Here is a 15,603-nt window from a genome sequence, read left to right on the forward strand (position 1 = left end):
GTGCTACGCCGCCAGATGGCGCGATGCGGCGAGTTCTTTCAGCGCCTTCTCCAGCTTCTCGCGATCGAGCGGCTTGATCAGAAAGCCGTCCATGCCGGCTTCGAAGCAGGCGGAGCGATCCTCAGCCAGCGTATTGGCTGTCAGCGCGAGGATTGGCGTTGCTCGGCCGGACTCGCCGGCTTCGAGTTGCCGGATGCGTTTGGTGGTCTCGATGCCGTTGAGCTGCGGCATCTGCACGTCCATCAGCACGAGGTCGTATGGCGCCCCTGTCGATTTCGCCGATGACCAGGATTGAAGCGCCTCTTCGCCATTGGTGGTCATCACCACCTGGTGGCCGAGACGCGTCAGCAGCGAGCGCATCAGGAGCGCGTTGATCTCATTGTCCTCGGCAACCAGGATCGATAGCTTCTTATCGGACAGTGAGGCCTGCGTTGAACTGTCCCCTATCGGCTCCACAACGGGCTCCGCGACGACGCTCGGCGACGCGACCTCGGGCGTGGCAGTCAGACGAGCGGCGAGCGAGACGGCGCGCAACGGCTTGACCAGGTAGCCAGTGAACGGCGCGTCGGCGGACCGCCGCAGCTCCTGCCGGGTCGCCGGCGTGAACATCACGATCCGCTGCGTCGCATGCAGCCGCGCCACTTGACTGATGCGGCTGATCTCGGCCGCTCCCAGCGCATGGTCGATCAGCACGGCGTGCCATGAACGTTCGGGCAGCAAGGCCTCCGCCACCGTGGTATCTGACACCATGCAGGTCTGTGCGCCCCAGCGCTGCAAGCGGCGCGATATCAGCGAGGCTTCGCTGCCTTGCGGGGCGACCAGCATGATCGATCGTCCCGCAAGGTCGGGCGGGCTGAACACGGGCGCGGTGTTGCCGTCGGAAGCGGCGAGTGGGATCGAAACTTCGAAGGTCGAGCCCGCGCCCGGCGTGCTTGCAAGCGCGATGCAGCCGCCCATGCGCTTGATGATGCGGTCGCTGATGCTGAGGCCCAGTCCGGTGCCGCCATAGCTGCGCGCAATGCCTTCATCGGCCTGCTCGAACTCGCGGAAGATGCGTTGCTGCGCTTCCGGTGCAATGCCGATGCCGGTGTCGCGCACCAGGAAGCTGATCTCATTGGGCCGGATGCCGGGCTCGACGACGAGGGAGACGCCGCCGGTCGCGGTGAACTTGATGGCGTTGCCGGCGAGGTTGAGCAGCACCTGGCGCAGCCGGGCCGCGTCTCCGATCACCTCCATCGGCAACCGCTCATCGATATAGGCGGCGATCTCGATTCCTTTGGCTTCCGCCCTTGGCGCCAGCAGTTCGGTGATGTCCTCGATCAGTTTCGAAAGCGCGAACGGGCCCTCTTCGAGATCGATCTTGCCGGCTTCGATCTTGGAATAGTCCAGCAGTTCTTCGATCAGCGACAGCAGCGCGTCGCCGGAGGTCTTCACCGCCTTGGCGTAGGTCATCTGCTCCGGCGTCAGCGGCGTATCCATCAACAGGCCGCTCATGCCGATGATGCCGTTCAGCGGGGTGCGGATCTCGTGGCTCGCCATTGCGAGGAAGCGCGACTTGGCGCGGTTGGCCGCATCGGCCTGATCGCGCGCGTCAGCGAGCGCGCGCTCGCTTTCGGTGCGGTCGGTCACGTCACGCCCGACGCTTTGCATCTCGGCAGGCCGTCCTGCATCGGTGCGGACGAGGCCCTCGCGCCAGGCGATCCAGCGCGGCCCGGAGGGGTGCGCGATCTTCTGGTCGTAGACGCGGGTGCCGCTTGGCTCCAGCGCAGTGTTGCCCTGTTCCAGTACCTCGAAGGCGAAATGGCTGCCGATCAGTTCGCCGCGCGGTTTCCCTGCGAGGTCGCAATAGGCGTCGTTGACGAAGGTGATCATGCCATCGGCGTCACGCAGCACGATCAGGTCGCTTTGCGATTCGAACAGGCTGCGCGCGCGTTGCTCGGCTTCCTGCAGCTCCCAGTTGCGGTCGGCGAGCGCCTCGTTGTGCTCGGCGATCATGCGCAACTTGCCGCGCATCAGCCGCAGCCGGACATTCAGTACGACCAGCGCCACGCATGTGAGCGCGAAGAGCAAGCTGACACCCACAGCGATGGAACGTGGGTCACGATCGGAAACCGCGCCAATGAGCAATGCATAGCCACCGGTGAAGCCCGCGGCGAAGACGATGAAGGCGCGGAGGGTGAAGACGATCCAGGCGTGACGCCGCCCGAACCGAAGCAGGCGGAGCTTCAGCCGATAGGTCCACGTCATCGCCGATCCCCTGATCACCTGCTTTGGAGGCTGGCAGCTTGGGCCACCCCGCATGTTGGGTCGACGATGCGTCGGCGACCTTGCAAAGTGCTTGAGACGGCGTCGCGTTCCGGCCCGCGATGCGAACAGGGTTGATAATGCGTTAACGATCGTTGCTACAGCGAAGCGGCCTGCAGTCGGCGGTGCCCACCATGCGCGCCGACGATCAGCGCCGCGGCATCTCGCACCGAGAAGCTCTTTGAATGAACGAAGATCCGGTAATCGGCCGGGCCGTCCTGCGAAAGATAGATCACGGGATCGGTTGCCGTAGGATTGGCCGAGATCGCGACCAGTTGTGGGACGCCGCTGCTCTCGCAGGCGCCGGGCTCGCTATCATCGACATCATCGATGACGGTGAAATCGGCGGCTTCCGCGCTATCGGAGATCTGGACCCGCACGGTGGCGGCAGCCGGATCGTCCGTGAAGCTGACATGGAGCTGGGCGAGCCAGGGGATCGATGCGATCTGGATGGTGGCACCGCCGGCCTCGATGCAGGGGTGCGAGCCCGGCAGCAATTCACCGCGGGCAACAAGCGCGAACGCGGCCAGCGGCACGACCGAGGCCAGAATCTTCAAACGCAACATGACACCACTCACTCAACCGCAGCCGGCTGGAATTGCGCGGACTTATGGTTGGCGGAGTGTAAAGAGAACTGGTTACCGTCGCGTTGACGCGAAACTGCTGGACGCGCTCTACGCCGCGCGCCTGATATCGTCGGCCAGCGCGCGGTAGGACAGCGCTTCCGCGAGGTGCAATCGGCCGATCTTCTCCGTGCCATCGAGATCGGCGAGGGTGCGCGCGACGCGCAGCACGCGGTGATAGCCGCGCGCGGTGAGGCGCATGGTCTCGGCTGCATCACGCAACAGTTTTTGCCCCTGCGCGTCCGGCTGGGCGATGGTCTCAAGCAGCGATGACGGTGCCTCGGCGTTGGTGCGGACGTTGGGCATGCCGGCGGCGGCATAGCGCGCAAGCTGGATGTCGCGCGCGGCAGCAACCCGCGCCGCCACTTCCGCCGATCCTTCAGAAGGCGGCGGCAGGATCAGGTCGGCGGCGGTCACTGCCGGCACCTCGATCCGCAGATCGATGCGGTCCATCAGCGGACCGGAGATGCGCATCTGGTAATCGGCGGTGCAGCGGTCGATGGGCCCGCGCTTGCAGGCATAGCCGGGCTCATAGGCATGACCGCAGCGGCACGGATTCATTGCCGCCACCAGCATGAAGCGCGCCGGATAGGTGACGCGATGGTTGGCGCGCGAGACCGAGACCTCGCCCGTCTCCAGCGGCTGGCGCAGCGAATCGAGCACGCGCGGATCAAACTCGGGCAGTTCGTCGAGGAACAGTACGCCCTGATGCGCCAGCGAGATTTCGCCGGGCCTGGCGCGTATGCCGCCGCCGGTGAGCGCCGCCATGCTGGCGGAATGATGCGGGCTGCGGAACGGTCGCCGCGCGGTCAAGGCGCCGTCGCGGATCTCGCCGGCCACCGAGGCGATCATGGAGACTTCCAGCAGTTCGGACGGCGACAGCGGCGGCAGGATCGAGGGCAGCCGCGCTGCCAGCATCGATTTGCCGGCGCCGGGCGAGCCCATCATCAGGAGGTGATGCCCGCCGGCCGCCGCGATCTCGAGCGCCCGCTTGGCGCTTTCCTGGCCCTTGATGTCGCGGAGGTCGAGCAGCGTCTCCTTCTGCTCATGCACCTTCGGCTGTGGGCGCGACAGTACCTGCGTGCCCTTGAAGTGATTGGCGATCTGGATCAGCGAGTGTGCGGCGATGATCTGGATGTCCGGGCTCGCCCACGCCGCCTCCGAGCCGCAGGCCGCCGGGCAGATCAGCCCCTCGTCGCGCGAATTGGCGCCGATCGCCGCCGGCAATACGCCCGCAACCGCCGCGATCGAGCCGTCCAGCCCGAGCTCGCCCAGCACGGTAAAGCCGTTGAGCGCATCCGGGGGGATGGCCCCGATCGCCGCCATCAGCCCGAGCGCGATCGGCAGGTCGTAATGGCTGCCTTCCTTGGGCAGGTCGGCGGGCGCCAGATTGACGATGATCCGCCGCGCCGGCAAAGCGAGGCCTGAGGCGATCAGTGCCGAGCGAACCCGCTCCCGCGCCTCGGAAACCGCCTTGTCCGGCAGGCCCACGATCGCAAAAGCCGGCAGTCCCGGCGCGACCTGCACCTGCACGTCGACCGCGCGAGCCTCGATCCCCTCGAAAGCGACGGTGGAAACGCGTTGAACCATGCTGCCCCCTTGCCACAATCGAGGGTAGCCGAAGGCAGCGCCAAGCGCAAGAACATTACGGGAACGCGGGCTCCGGGACCTACCGCGCGGCCGTCCCAGAGCCCGGGCAGGCTTACAGCGTCATCTGCATCGGTTCGGGATAATAATGGAAGCCGTCGCCGACCTTGGCGACATGGCCATAACCGGGCCAGGCGAAGTGATAGGACATCACCGGGGTCTTGTTGGCCGCCAGCATCTCCAGCAGTCTCACCCGCGAGGCCGCTGCCTGCTTCGGGTCGGTATCGTAGGAGAACTCCATCCGCGGCCGCTCGAGCAGCAGCACCGCGTGGTGCGAGAGATCGCCGAGGAAGGCGAAGGATTTGCCGGCCGAGCTCACCATGAAGATGTGGTGGCCGACGGTGTGGCCGGGCGCTGCGATCGCCTGCACGCCGGGCAGGAATTCCTGGCCGTCTTTGAAGAACACCAGGCGGTCGCGGACCGGCATGAGATTCTTGCGCGCGTGAATGACAAAGTCCTTCAGCGGGCTGCCCATCTTGCCTTCATCGGTCCAGTAGTCGAAGTCGCTCTGGGCGATGTAGACCTGCGCGTTCGGGAACAGCGGCTTGTCGTTGGCATCGACGATGCCGCCGATGTGGTCGATATGCGCATGCGAGCAGACGACGGCGTCGATGTCCTCAGGCTTGATGCCCGCCTCCGCCATGCTCTTCTGCTGGCGGCCGGTGGTCGGACCGAACGCTTTCGACGTGCCCATGCCGGTGTCGAACAGGATCAGCTTGTCGCCGGTGTTCACGATCGGCGAATTCTGCTCCAGCACGACATTGTCGGGCGACAGGAAATTGTCCGACAGCATCTTCTTCACTTCTTCCTTCGGCACGCCGGTGAAGGTGCCGGAGGGATCGCCGAGCGGGAGCGGGCCGTCGGAGACGACGGTGACTTCGGCATCGCCGAGAATGAAGCGGTGCCAGTAAGGCGTTTGCGTGCCGAGCTTCGGCGCGCGTGCCAGCGCGCTGCCGCCGAGCAGCGTGCTTGCACCAAGGCCGGCGCCGAGCGCGAGCAAGGACCTTCGCGAGACATTGATCGTCATGCTTTTCCTCCACGATTTTTGTCGAGTTATCTTTGGCAAGTCGCCGCGTTGCCGCCCGCGAACAGGTCCTGCCCCGCGACCTGAAGGCGAGCAGGGGCATGCTGCGCCCGCTGCCGCAAGCTGACAAGAGGTCTCAGAGAGGAAGGAAGACGAACGGCCTTACGATTTCGTGCGCTTTGATTCGATCACGTCCCAGATCCTGGCGGCCACGTCCGGACCGCCGAGCCGCGCGATGGCGCGGATGCCGGTCGGCGAGGTGACGTTGATCTCGGTGAGATAGCCATCGATCACGTCGATGCCGACGAACAACAGGCCGCGCTCGCGCAAGGCCGGGCCGAGCGTCGTGCAGATCTTGCGCTCGCGGTCGGAGAGTTCGGTCGACTGCGCCGCGCCGCCGCGCACCATGTTGGAGCGCAAATCGTCCGCCGCCGGCACGCGGTTGACGGCACCGGCGAATTCGCCGTCGACCAGGATGATGCGCTTGTCGCCATGCTTGACCTCGGGAAGGAAGCGCTGGATCACCCAGGGCTCCTTGAACGTCACCGAAAACATGTCGAACAGCGAGCCGAAATTCATGTCCTGGGGCATTACGCGGAACACCGCGGCGCCGCCATGGCCGTGCAACGGTTTCATGACGACGGCGCCATGCTCGTCGCGGAAGGCGTTGATCTCGTCGAGGTCGCGCGAGATCAATGTCGGCGGCATGAGCTGCGGAAAGTTCATCACGAACAGCTTTTCCGGCGCATCGCGGACGCTGGCAGGATTGTTGACGACCAGGGTCTTCGGGTGAAGGCGCTCGAGAAAATGCGTCGAAGTGATGTAGGCGAGATCGAACGGCGGATCCTGCCGCAGCAGGATCACGTCGAAATTGGTCAGCGGCTCGCGCTTCGGCTCGCCGAGCGTGAAGTGATCGCCGATCTCGTCACGCACGGAAAGGACCTGCACCGGCGCGACCAGCTCGTCGCCGCGCAGCGAGAGCTTGTCAGGCGTGTAGTAGGAAATGCCGTGGCCGCGCTTCTGCGCTTCGAGCAGCAGCGCGAACGTCGAATCGCCGCGGATGTTGATGCGCTCAATGGGATCCATCTGGACGGCGACGTTCAATTTCATGGGCTTTGGGTCCGGTCTCTCGAGGAAGTCATGCGCTGGCGTCGAACGCCGCTAACAGATGGCGCGGCAGATGCTTGGGCGCAATCAGCATGGCGTCGAAACGCATGTCGAATTCCGCATGTTCGGGATGCGCCATCAGCCAGGCCTGGGCCGCAGCAATGATGCGCTGTTGCTGGCGCGGCGTGACGGCATAGGCGGCCTCATCAAAGCTGGCGCGGGCCTTGACCTCGACGAAGGCGAGCAGGTTGCGCTTGCGCACCACCAGGTCGATCTCGCCATAGGGCGTGCGGAAGCGCTTGGCGAGAATGCGATAGCCCTTGGCCATCAAATAGGCCGCGGCGCGGCTTTCCGCCGATAGCCCGGTGCGGAACGCAGCGACCCGTTCGGGCGAGGCGAGCTTTGTGTCCGCCCCCTGCGGCGAGCTGCCGTCACTCTTGGCCATCGTCGCCCCGCAGTTCCTTTGCGAGTTCGAGGGCGCGGGCATAGACCTCGCGACGCGGTCGGCCGGAAAGCTCGACTGCATGCGCAACCGCATCCTTGACGCTGTCGCGCAGGAGTGACGCGCGCAGCAGTTCGTCGAGCTGATCCTGCCCCATCACCTGCGCGTCCGCCGGCGGCGGACCGATCACCAGCACAAATTCGCCGCGCGTCTCCACCGCGTCCCTGGCCGCCGCCAGTTCGGCGATCGGGGCGCGCCTGATCTCTTCGTGCAGTTTTGTCAGCTCGCGGCAGATCGCGGCGTCGCGCCCGCCCATGATCGCGGCGAGGTCGGCAAGCGTCTCCTGCACGCGGCTGCCGGATTCGAACAGCACCAGCGTTGAGTCGATCCTGGCGAGCTCAGAGAGCCGCGTGCGCCGGGCCTGTTCCTTCGCAGGCAAGAAGCCCTCGAAGAAAAAGCGGTCGGTCGGCAGCGCCGCGACCGAGAGCGCCGTCAGCACCGACGATGCCCCGGGCACCGCGACCACGTGGTGCCCGGCGGCGCAGGCCTCGCGCACCAGCTTGAAGCCAGGGTCGGAGATCAGCGGCGTGCCGGCGTCGGAGACCAGCGCGATCGCGGCGCCCTCGGCCAGCCGCTGCAGGATTTTTGGCCGGGCCTGGGCCGCATTGTGCTCATGGTAGGGGGTCAGCTCGGCCGCAATCGTGTAACGCTCGGTCAAACGGCGGGTGATGCGGGTGTCCTCGCAGGCGATCAGGTCCGCACCGGCGAGTGTCTCCAGTGCGCGCAGGGTGATGTCGGCGAGATTTCCGATCGGTGTTGCGACCAGATGGAGGCCGGGAACCGGCTTTGGCGCGTTCAGCACATGACCGCCGATGGAAAATGTCCTGTTGGGGACGTCCATCCCGGCGTCAGCGCCGTATCTTGAGCTGGCTTTTGCGCGCATAATGCCAATCTAGAGCATCATCCGGAAAAGTGGACACCGGTTTTCCGAAAGATCGTGCTCGAACGAAGAGTGCGAGAGCGCCGGCGCCATAACGCGCTTGCGTCTTGCGGAGTGGGGGGCGGCTGTGCTGCGCATTTGGTGAGGGGTTCGCGGTCCACAGCCGGCAATTCACCATGGGGACAATCCCTTTGTTTTGGTTAACTATTCGCCGACAATATGCCTGATTCCATCCTCCATTGGTTCGGCAGTTGGAATCCCGGCCCAAGCACGGCCGGTTAAGAGAAGAGACGAGATGGTGGGCCCGCATAGCCGCAAACCAAAATCCCCGGGTCCGCAAGGTTCCGCCGCGACCCGCCGGACAGCACTCGGCCTGATGCTGGGTGCTCCCCTGCTGGCCGCCTGCTCGGGGGTGCAGCAGACCCTTAGCCAGTTTACCAGTCCGTCCGGCTCGCCGCAGCCGGAAGCAGCCCCCGCCGGACCGCAGCAACAGCCGCAGGCGATCGGCAACGGGCAGGTCAAAGTAGGGCTGATCTTGCCGCTGTCGGCGGCGGGCAATGCCGGCCTTGCCGGGCAGTCGATGAAGAACGCCGCCGAACTGGCGCTGGCGGAATTCCAGAACCCGAACATCCAGCTCCTGATCAAGGACGATGGCGGCAGTCCGCAGGGCGCCTCCCAGGGCGCGCAGCAGGCGATCGGCGAGGGCGCGGAGATCATTTTGGGCCCGCTGTTCGCGCAGTCGGTGCCGGCCGTCGCCCAGGTGGCGCGCGGGCGCGGTATCTCAGTAATCGCGTTCTCGACGGATTCGAGCGTGGCGGGACGCGGCGTCTATCTCCTGAGCTTCCTGCCGGAGTCCGACATCAACCGGATCGTCGAATATTCCGCGAGCATTGGAAAGCGCTCCTTCGCCGCGCTGGTTCCCGACAATGCCTATGGCAATGTGGTCGAGGCCGCGTTCAAGCAGGTGGCCGGCCGCAAGGGCCGCGTCGTCGCGTTCGAAAAATACGGCGCCGATCGCGCCACGCCGGCACGCACGGTGGCGCAGTCGCTCGCCCAGGCCGATGCGCTGTTGCTCGCCGATGACGGTGATTCGGTGGTAGCGACGGCAGACGCGCTGACCGCAGCCGGCGCCAATCTGCGCAACATCCAGCTTCTGGGCACCGGCCTGTGGGACAATCCGCGGGTGTTCGCGAACCAGGCGCTGCAGGGCGGTCTGTTTGCCGCGCCGGATCCGTCCGGCTTCCGCGCCTTCGCGGGACGTTACCGCAGCAAATACGGCTCCGAGCCCGTGCGCACCGCAACGCTCGCCTATGACGGCGTTGCGCTGGTGGCCGCGCTGGCGCGGACGCAAGGTGCTCAGCGCTTCCAGCAGGAAACGCTGACCAATCCTTCCGGCTTCGCCGGTATCGACGGCCTGTTCCGCTTCCGCGCTGACGGCACCAACGAACGCGGCCTTGCGGTGATGAAGGTTGCGACCAGCGGCGCCCAGGCGGTCGCGGGCTCACCGAAGAGCTTTGGGGCGTGATGAAGCGGCCGTAGCCCGGTGAAGCGCAGCGCAACCCGGGATTCTGTCGCGAGCGGATGGAGAGGCCCCGGATTGCGCTTCGCTCCACCCGGGCTACGAATTGTGCGTCGACTACGCGGCCAAATCCGCCACCACGGCATCCAGCACCGGGAAACCTGACTTGGTCACGCGTAGCCGTCCGTCGGTGTCGACGATGATGGCGCCCTCTTCGCGCAGCACCGCGATGCGGCGCGGGTCGAGTGCACGGCCTGAGAGCGACGCATAGCGCTTGGGGTCGATGCCCTCGGCGAGCCGGAGCCCCATCAGCAGGAATTCGTCGGCGCGCTCTTCGCTATTGAGCACCTCGTCCGTGATGACGCCGCTGCCATTGGTTTCGACGCGCATCACCCAGGCTTCCGGCCGCTTCTCGGTCGCGGTGGCGTGACGGCGGCCGTTGATGTCGAGGCGGCCATGTGCGCCCGGGCCGATGCCGGCATATTCGTCGCCACGCCAATAGACGAGATTGTGCCGGCACTCCGCACCTAGGCGGGCGTGATTGGAGATCTCGTAGGCCGGCAGGCCTGCTTGCGTACAGACCTCTTGCGTCACGTCGTAAAGCGCGCGCGCGACCGCCTCGTCCGGCGTCTGCAATTTGCCGGCGGCATGCAGGCCAAAGAACGGCGTGCCTTCCTCGATCGTGAGCTGATAGAGCGACAGATGCTCGGCGGCTTCCGCGATCGCATGCTTCAGTTCGTCGGCCCACATCGCGGGAGTTTGATTGGGCCGGGCGTAGATCAGGTCGAAGGAATAGCGATCGAAAGACTGGCGGGCGACGGCGACCGCATCGAGCGCTTCGCGCGCAGTGTGTAATCGCCCCAGCGCCTTCAGCGAGGCATCATCGAGCGCCTGCACGCCGAGCGATACGCGGTTGACGCCGGCGGCGCGATAGCCGCGAAAGCGCGTCGCCTCGACGCTCGTCGGATTGGCTTCCAGTGTCACTTCGACATCGGTAGCGACGCGCCAATACTTGCCGATCGCATCCAGGATCGCGCCGACCGTCTGCGGCTGCATCAATGACGGCGTACCGCCGCCGAGGAAGATCGAGGACACTTCGCGGCCGGGGACGCGCGCCGCGGTCGTCTCGATCTCGCGCGCAAAGGCGCGGGCAAAGCGCGCCTCATCGATCTGCGTATGCCTGACGTGGCTGTTGAAATCACAATACGGGCATTTCGACAGGCAGAACGGCCAGTGCACGTAGACGCCGAAGGCTGCCTGGTCCCGGTCAGTCAAGGCATATCTCCGCCAATTTGACGAAGGCACGGGCCCGGTGCGACAGGCCGAGTCCGAGCGGCGGCAGCCCGTGCTTCTCGACGCTCGTCATCTCGCCGAAGGTGCGGGTATGGCCATCCGGCAGGAACATGGGATCATAGCCGAAACCCGCGGTGCCGCGCGGCGGCCACACCAAAGTTCCATCGGCGCGCGCTTCGACCTCTTCGAGGTGCCCATCCGGCCAGGCGACACAGAGCGCGGAGACGAAATGAGCGCTCCGGCGGTCAGGCGTCGTGGCGCCACGTTCCTGCAAGAGGCGCTCGATCCGCGTCATCGCGGCGGTGAAATCCTTGTTTTCGCCGGCCCAGCGCGCCGAATAGATGCCGGGGGCGCCGTCCAGCGCGTCGACCACCAGCCCGGAATCATCGGCAAATGCCGGGAGATCGGCGGCCTTGGCTGCCGCAATCGCCTTGATCGCGGCATTGGCGCGAAAACTGTCGCCGGTCTCCTCGGGCTCGCCAAGACCGAGATCGCCTGCCGAGATCGCCTCCACGCCATGCGGCGCCAGCAATTCGCGCATCTCGGCAAGCTTGCCGGGATTGTGGGTCGCGATCACGAGCTTTCCAGTGATTCGGCGGTGCATGGCCTATTGACTACGCCACTGCCATTTTCTGCAAGTCGACCAGCCGCGCCACGCCCTTGCGCGCCAGCGCCATCAGCGCCAGGAACTCGTCCTGCGAGAACGGCGTCTTTTCCGCGGTGCCCTGTACCTCGATGATGCGGCCGTCGCCGGTCATGACGAAATTGGCGTCGGTCTCGGCTTCTGAATCCTCGGCATAGTCGAGGTCGAGCACCGGCGTGCCATTATAGATGCCGCAGGAGATGGCCGCGACGTTGTCGCGCAACACGTTGGTTTTCAGCATGTTGCGGGTCTTCATCCAGTTGATGCAGTCGGCAAGCGCGACCCAGGCGCCGGTGATCGAGGCGGTGCGCGTGCCGCCATCGGCCTGCAGCACGTCGCAATCGACCGTGATCTGGCGCTCGCCCAGCGCTTCCAGATCGATCGTGGCACGGAGCGAACGGCCGATCAGGCGCTGGATCTCGATGGTACGCCCGCCCTGCTTGCCGGCGGAGGCCTCGCGCCGGGTACGTTCCAGCGTGGCGCGGGGCAGCATGCCGTATTCGGCGGTGACCCAGCCGCGGCCCTGGCCCTTCAGCCATGGCGGCAGGCGGTCTTCCAGGGTCGCAGTGACCAGCACATGGGTGTCGCCGAATTTCACCATGCAGGAACCCTCGGCATATTTGACCACGCCGCGTTCCAATGAGACGGGGCGCAGTTCGTCGGGTGCACGGCGGCTTGGCCGCATGGGAATCCTCCGGGAATTCGAGCGAATATGGCTGGCGGTGCTTGTAGGAGCGGGCAGCCGCAGCGGCAAGCTTTTTGGCCACCCTCCCTGGCCGTAATGCACGCTTGTCACCGGGCGTGTGGATGGTCAAATTAGAGGTAGTTGTGAGGGAATTTTACTGGTGGCTCAACACGAACCGGTTGGTTTGATCGCGCCGCACGCCGGGCTTGCCCAGCTCAACGAGCGTTCGCGCGACATTTTCCGTCAAATCGTCGAAAGTTATCTGGCGACCGGCGAGCCGGTCGGCTCGCGTAACATCTCGCGCCTGATCGCGCTGCCGCTGTCGCCGGCCTCGGTGCGCAATGTGATGTCCGATCTCGAACAGCTCGGACTGATCTACGCGCCGCATACTTCCGCCGGCCGGCTGCCGACCGAATTGGGCCTGCGCTTTTTCGTCGATGCGCTGATGCAGGTCGGCCATCTTACGGAGGCGGAACGGCAATCGATCCAGAGCCAATTGGCTACTGTCGGCCGCGCGCAGTCGGTCGAGGCAGCGCTCGATGAGGCCTTGATCCGGCTATCCGGCCTCACCCGCGCCGCCGCCGTGGTGCTGACGCCCAAATCCAATGCGCGGCTGAAGCATATCGAGTTCGTGCGGCTGGAGCCGGAACGTGCGCTGGTGGTGCTGGTCGGCGAAGACGGGCAGGTCGAGAACCGGGTGCTGAGCTTGCCGCCGGGTGTTCCATCCTCGGCACTGATCGAGGCCACCAACTTCCTCAATGCACGCATCCTCGGCCGTACGCTCGCCGAAGCGCGGCTCGAACTCGAGACCGCGCTGGGACAAAGTCGCGCCGAGCTCGATCAATTGACCCAGAAGGTGATCTCTGCAGGGCTTGCGAGCTGGTCGGGCGGCGACAATGAAGACCGGCAGCTCATCGTGCGCGGACACGCCAATCTCTTGGAGGATTTGCATGCGCTCGAGGATCTCGAGCGCATCAAGTCGCTGTTCGATGATCTCGAGACCAAGCGCGGCGTCATCGACCTTCTGGGGCGTGCGGAAAGCGCCGATGGCGTGCGGATCTTCATCGGGTCGGAGAACAAATTGTTCTCGCTCTCGGGGTCCTCGACCATCGTTGCGCCCTATAGCGACGGCGCTGGCCGTATCGTGGGCGTGCTCGGCGTGATCGGGCCAACCCGGCTGAATTATGCGCGGGTGATCCCGACCGTGGACTATGCCGCGCGCCTCGTCAGCAGGATCCTCGGCGGCTAGAGTAGTTCCGGTTCTGATGCAATCAGAACCGGAACTCTAGATTCTTGTTTTGACGCGTTTTCTTCACGCGAACCGGTGTCCACCCTCGGATCAGGTCCGAGGGCATGCTTCGCTCGAAAACGCTCTAACCCCGAAACGGGGCCCGTTGCGCTTGATTTTCACGGCCCAAAGCACGATATCCGGGCCAGCCAATCCCTTAACTGTTGATCAGACGTGATTTTTCGAAAAGGCAAGCCATGACCGACCCGAACCGGCCAAACGATAACGCCGAGAACCCGGCGCAGACCGGCGAGCCTGTGGTCTCGAAGCCCTACGTCATGCCCGACGATCCCGAACAGGGATCGGCGGAAGCCTTGACCAAGGAGCTCAATGAAGCGCGCGATCGGACGTTGCGCACGCTGGCCGAGATGGAAAACCTGCGCAAGCGCACCAGCCGCGAGATCGCGGATGCGCGCGCTTATGGCATCACCGGCTTTGCCCGCGACATCCTCGACATCGCCGACAATCTGCAGCGTGCCCTCGACGCCGTCCCGGCGGAGGCCAAGGCGGCCGCCGACCCCGGGCTGAAAGCCCTGATCGAGGGTGTCGAATTGACCGAGCGTTCGCTGCACGCCACGCTGGAGAAGAACGGCGTCAAGAAGTTCGATCCCACCGGCGAGAAGTTCGATCCGAACTTTCAGCAGGCGATGTACGAGGTTCCCGATCCCTCCGTGCCCTCGGGCACAGTGGTGCAGGTGGTCCAGGCCGGCTACACGATCGGCGATCGCGTGCTGCGTCCGGCGCTGGTCGGTGTCTCCAAGGGCGGCGCAAAAACCGCGCCGGCTTCCGCCGCACAGCAGAACTGAATCTGCTCAACGCATCGGCTGACGGAATGCTGTTAATGCCGGCCTCGACAAAGGCCGGCAGAGATAGATGTTATCGCGGCTGAATTCCGTCGCGCACGCTGCGGAAGCGCGGGAATGCGGTCGACCATTGATCGCGCGGCGAGGAGCCGATGATGCGCAGCGAGGTCTGCGCACCGAACCGCAGCCATTGCACGATGGTCACCGGCGTATTGTCCTTGCCGCTCACCGCATCGATCCGTGTCTCATAGCCGGGCTGGCCATCGATGCGGATCGGCTCCGACATCGTGATCCGTCCGTCGCGCACGCCGGGAATCGTGGTCGCGATCTGCTGGGCAAAACGGCCGCGATCATCGGGAGAGGCGGCGGTCGAGCCGATGATGCCGATGATCATGAAGGGCGCCACCTCGAACCCGCTCTTCTCATCGCCATCGGCGACGATCAGCGCGGCGCCGGGTGCCAGCGTGCGGACGTTCTTGAAGTTCGCCAGTTCGGTCATCTTGAACGGCATCAGCCCGAGCTGCTCGTCGACCGGAACCTGATCCCGGATCGCGGCGGTCGAAAACATCTGGCGGACGGCGTCATCGGTATAGATCCTGGCGGCATTCTCCGGGACCTGCATGGCGACGTAGCCGGAGAAGGTCGGCCCGGGCAGGATCATCGAATAGCGCCGCACAGCGCCGGCGCCATCCTTGGCATTCTCGACCGTGTAATAGGCAAGGCCGGCAGCGGTCTCGATGCTCTCCGGCTTGATCCCGCCGGCGCCGCCCGGGTTCGCCTTGAAGGCATTGGCGACCTCGCCATAGGCCTCCGCCGGCAGGTCGGTGACCAGCACCTTGACGCCCTGGTCCTCGGTCTCGAAGCCGGTGAAGGTTTTCGCGCGATTGAGCCCCACCAGCGGCTTCATCCCGACCCGGGCGCCCGGCGGAAAGACCACGTCCGCGGCAAAGGCGGGAATTGCGGCGGCAATGAACAGGGTGACCGCGGCGAGGAGGCGAATGGGGTTCATGTCAAGGATCTACCGGGTTTGGCATTGAAGCCGTTCAACGGGCGGCCGCTGCGGGCCGCAAGCTGTCGGGCCTCGTTCAGTTGGCCCGCTTTTAGCGGTTTTGATGGCCCGACGACAGGGGCGGGCGGCTCCATGCAGCCTGATGGCACAGGGTGCAATGTCGCAGCTTTCTTGCGCATTCGTTAATGTGGCCCCAAGACCAAGCCTGGGACCAAAACAGGACCAGACAGGTCCCGGGCCGGACTGACACAATCTTTCAAACGTCAGTCTTTTCAG

At 65.3% G+C, this 15,603-nt stretch carries 14 protein-coding genes; 3 read left to right on the plus strand and 11 right to left on the minus strand.

What is annotated here, in order from left to right; all coding sequences use genetic code 11:
* Positions 1-3 precede the first annotated feature (3 nt).
* The 7 genes from YY7_RS0120140 to rsmI form a co-directional block, all read right to left on the minus strand.
* Positions 4-2,247 (minus strand): PAS domain-containing hybrid sensor histidine kinase/response regulator, encoded by a 2,244-nt coding sequence (locus YY7_RS0120140; RefSeq protein WP_028164790.1) that lies wholly within the window; start codon positions 2,245-2,247, stop codon positions 4-6.
* A 155-nt stretch (positions 2,248-2,402) separates the two neighbouring features.
* A complete protein-coding gene (locus YY7_RS0120145; protein ID WP_028164791.1) occupies positions 2,403-2,870 on the minus strand; it encodes a hypothetical protein in 468 nt (155 codons plus the stop codon).
* A 108-nt stretch (positions 2,871-2,978) separates the two neighbouring features.
* Complete coding sequence (locus YY7_RS0120150) at positions 2,979-4,517, minus strand: YifB family Mg chelatase-like AAA ATPase (RefSeq protein ID WP_028164792.1); 1,539 nt, start codon at positions 4,515-4,517, stop codon at positions 2,979-2,981.
* Positions 4,518-4,629: 112 nt separating this feature from the next.
* Positions 4,630-5,601 (minus strand): MBL fold metallo-hydrolase, encoded by a 972-nt coding sequence (locus YY7_RS0120155; protein WP_028164793.1) that lies wholly within the window; start codon positions 5,599-5,601, stop codon positions 4,630-4,632.
* Between the two features lie 159 nt (positions 5,602-5,760).
* The gene (gene gshB / locus YY7_RS0120160; protein WP_028164794.1) at positions 5,761-6,708 is read right to left on the minus strand and encodes a glutathione synthase; all 948 of its coding nucleotides are present in this window, start codon (positions 6,706-6,708) and stop codon (positions 5,761-5,763) included.
* Between the two features lie 28 nt (positions 6,709-6,736).
* Entirely contained in the window at positions 6,737-7,150 is a 414-nt protein-coding gene (locus YY7_RS0120165; RefSeq protein WP_028164795.1) for a YraN family protein, read from the minus strand.
* Entirely contained in the window at positions 7,137-8,090 is a 954-nt protein-coding gene (gene rsmI, locus YY7_RS0120170; protein WP_028164796.1) for a 16S rRNA (cytidine(1402)-2'-O)-methyltransferase, read from the minus strand. Before rsmI ends, YY7_RS0120165 begins: the two co-directional genes overlap by 14 nt.
* 292 nt (positions 8,091-8,382) lie before the next feature.
* On the opposite strand from rsmI, the gene YY7_RS0120175 reads away from it, so the two are divergent.
* Entirely contained in the window at positions 8,383-9,612 is a 1,230-nt protein-coding gene (locus tag YY7_RS0120175) for a penicillin-binding protein activator (protein ID WP_028164797.1), read from the plus strand.
* Between the two features lie 111 nt (positions 9,613-9,723).
* On the opposite strand, the gene hemW is transcribed toward YY7_RS0120175, so the two are convergent.
* The 3 genes from hemW to rph are packed head-to-tail and all read right to left on the minus strand — an operon-like array spanning position 9,724 to position 12,227.
* Positions 9,724-10,881, minus strand: a complete 1,158-nt coding sequence (gene hemW / locus YY7_RS0120180) for a radical SAM family heme chaperone HemW (protein ID WP_028164798.1) — start codon at positions 10,879-10,881, stop codon at positions 9,724-9,726.
* Positions 10,874-11,503 carry an RdgB/HAM1 family non-canonical purine NTP pyrophosphatase gene (gene rdgB, locus YY7_RS0120185; RefSeq protein ID WP_028164799.1) on the minus strand — a complete coding sequence of 210 codons (630 nt, stop codon included), beginning with the start codon at positions 11,501-11,503 and terminating at the stop codon, positions 10,874-10,876. Before rdgB ends, hemW begins: the two co-directional genes overlap by 8 nt.
* Positions 11,504-11,513: 10 nt before the next feature.
* Positions 11,514-12,227: a ribonuclease PH gene (gene rph / locus YY7_RS0120190; protein ID WP_028164800.1), complete on the minus strand. Its 714-nt coding sequence runs from the start codon at positions 12,225-12,227 to the stop codon at positions 11,514-11,516.
* A 160-nt stretch (positions 12,228-12,387) separates the two neighbouring features.
* Between rph and hrcA the strand changes: the two genes are divergently transcribed.
* A complete protein-coding gene (gene hrcA, locus YY7_RS0120195; RefSeq protein WP_028164801.1) occupies positions 12,388-13,476 on the plus strand; it encodes a heat-inducible transcriptional repressor HrcA in 1,089 nt (362 codons plus the stop codon).
* A gap of 236 nt (positions 13,477-13,712) precedes the next feature.
* Positions 13,713-14,321, plus strand: a complete 609-nt coding sequence (grpE, locus tag YY7_RS0120200) for a nucleotide exchange factor GrpE (RefSeq protein WP_028164802.1) — start codon at positions 13,713-13,715, stop codon at positions 14,319-14,321.
* 70 nt (positions 14,322-14,391) lie between these two features.
* Here the strand turns inward: grpE and YY7_RS0120205 are convergent, their stop codons facing one another.
* On the minus strand, positions 14,392-15,327 hold the full coding sequence (locus tag YY7_RS0120205) for a hypothetical protein (RefSeq protein ID WP_028164803.1): 936 nt from the start codon (positions 15,325-15,327) through the stop codon (positions 14,392-14,394).
* Positions 15,328-15,603: the final 276 nt, after the last annotated feature.

Source organism: Bradyrhizobium elkanii WSM2783 (assembly GCF_000472865.1).
Taxonomy (GTDB): Bacteria; Pseudomonadota; Alphaproteobacteria; order Rhizobiales; family Xanthobacteraceae; genus Bradyrhizobium; species Bradyrhizobium elkanii_A.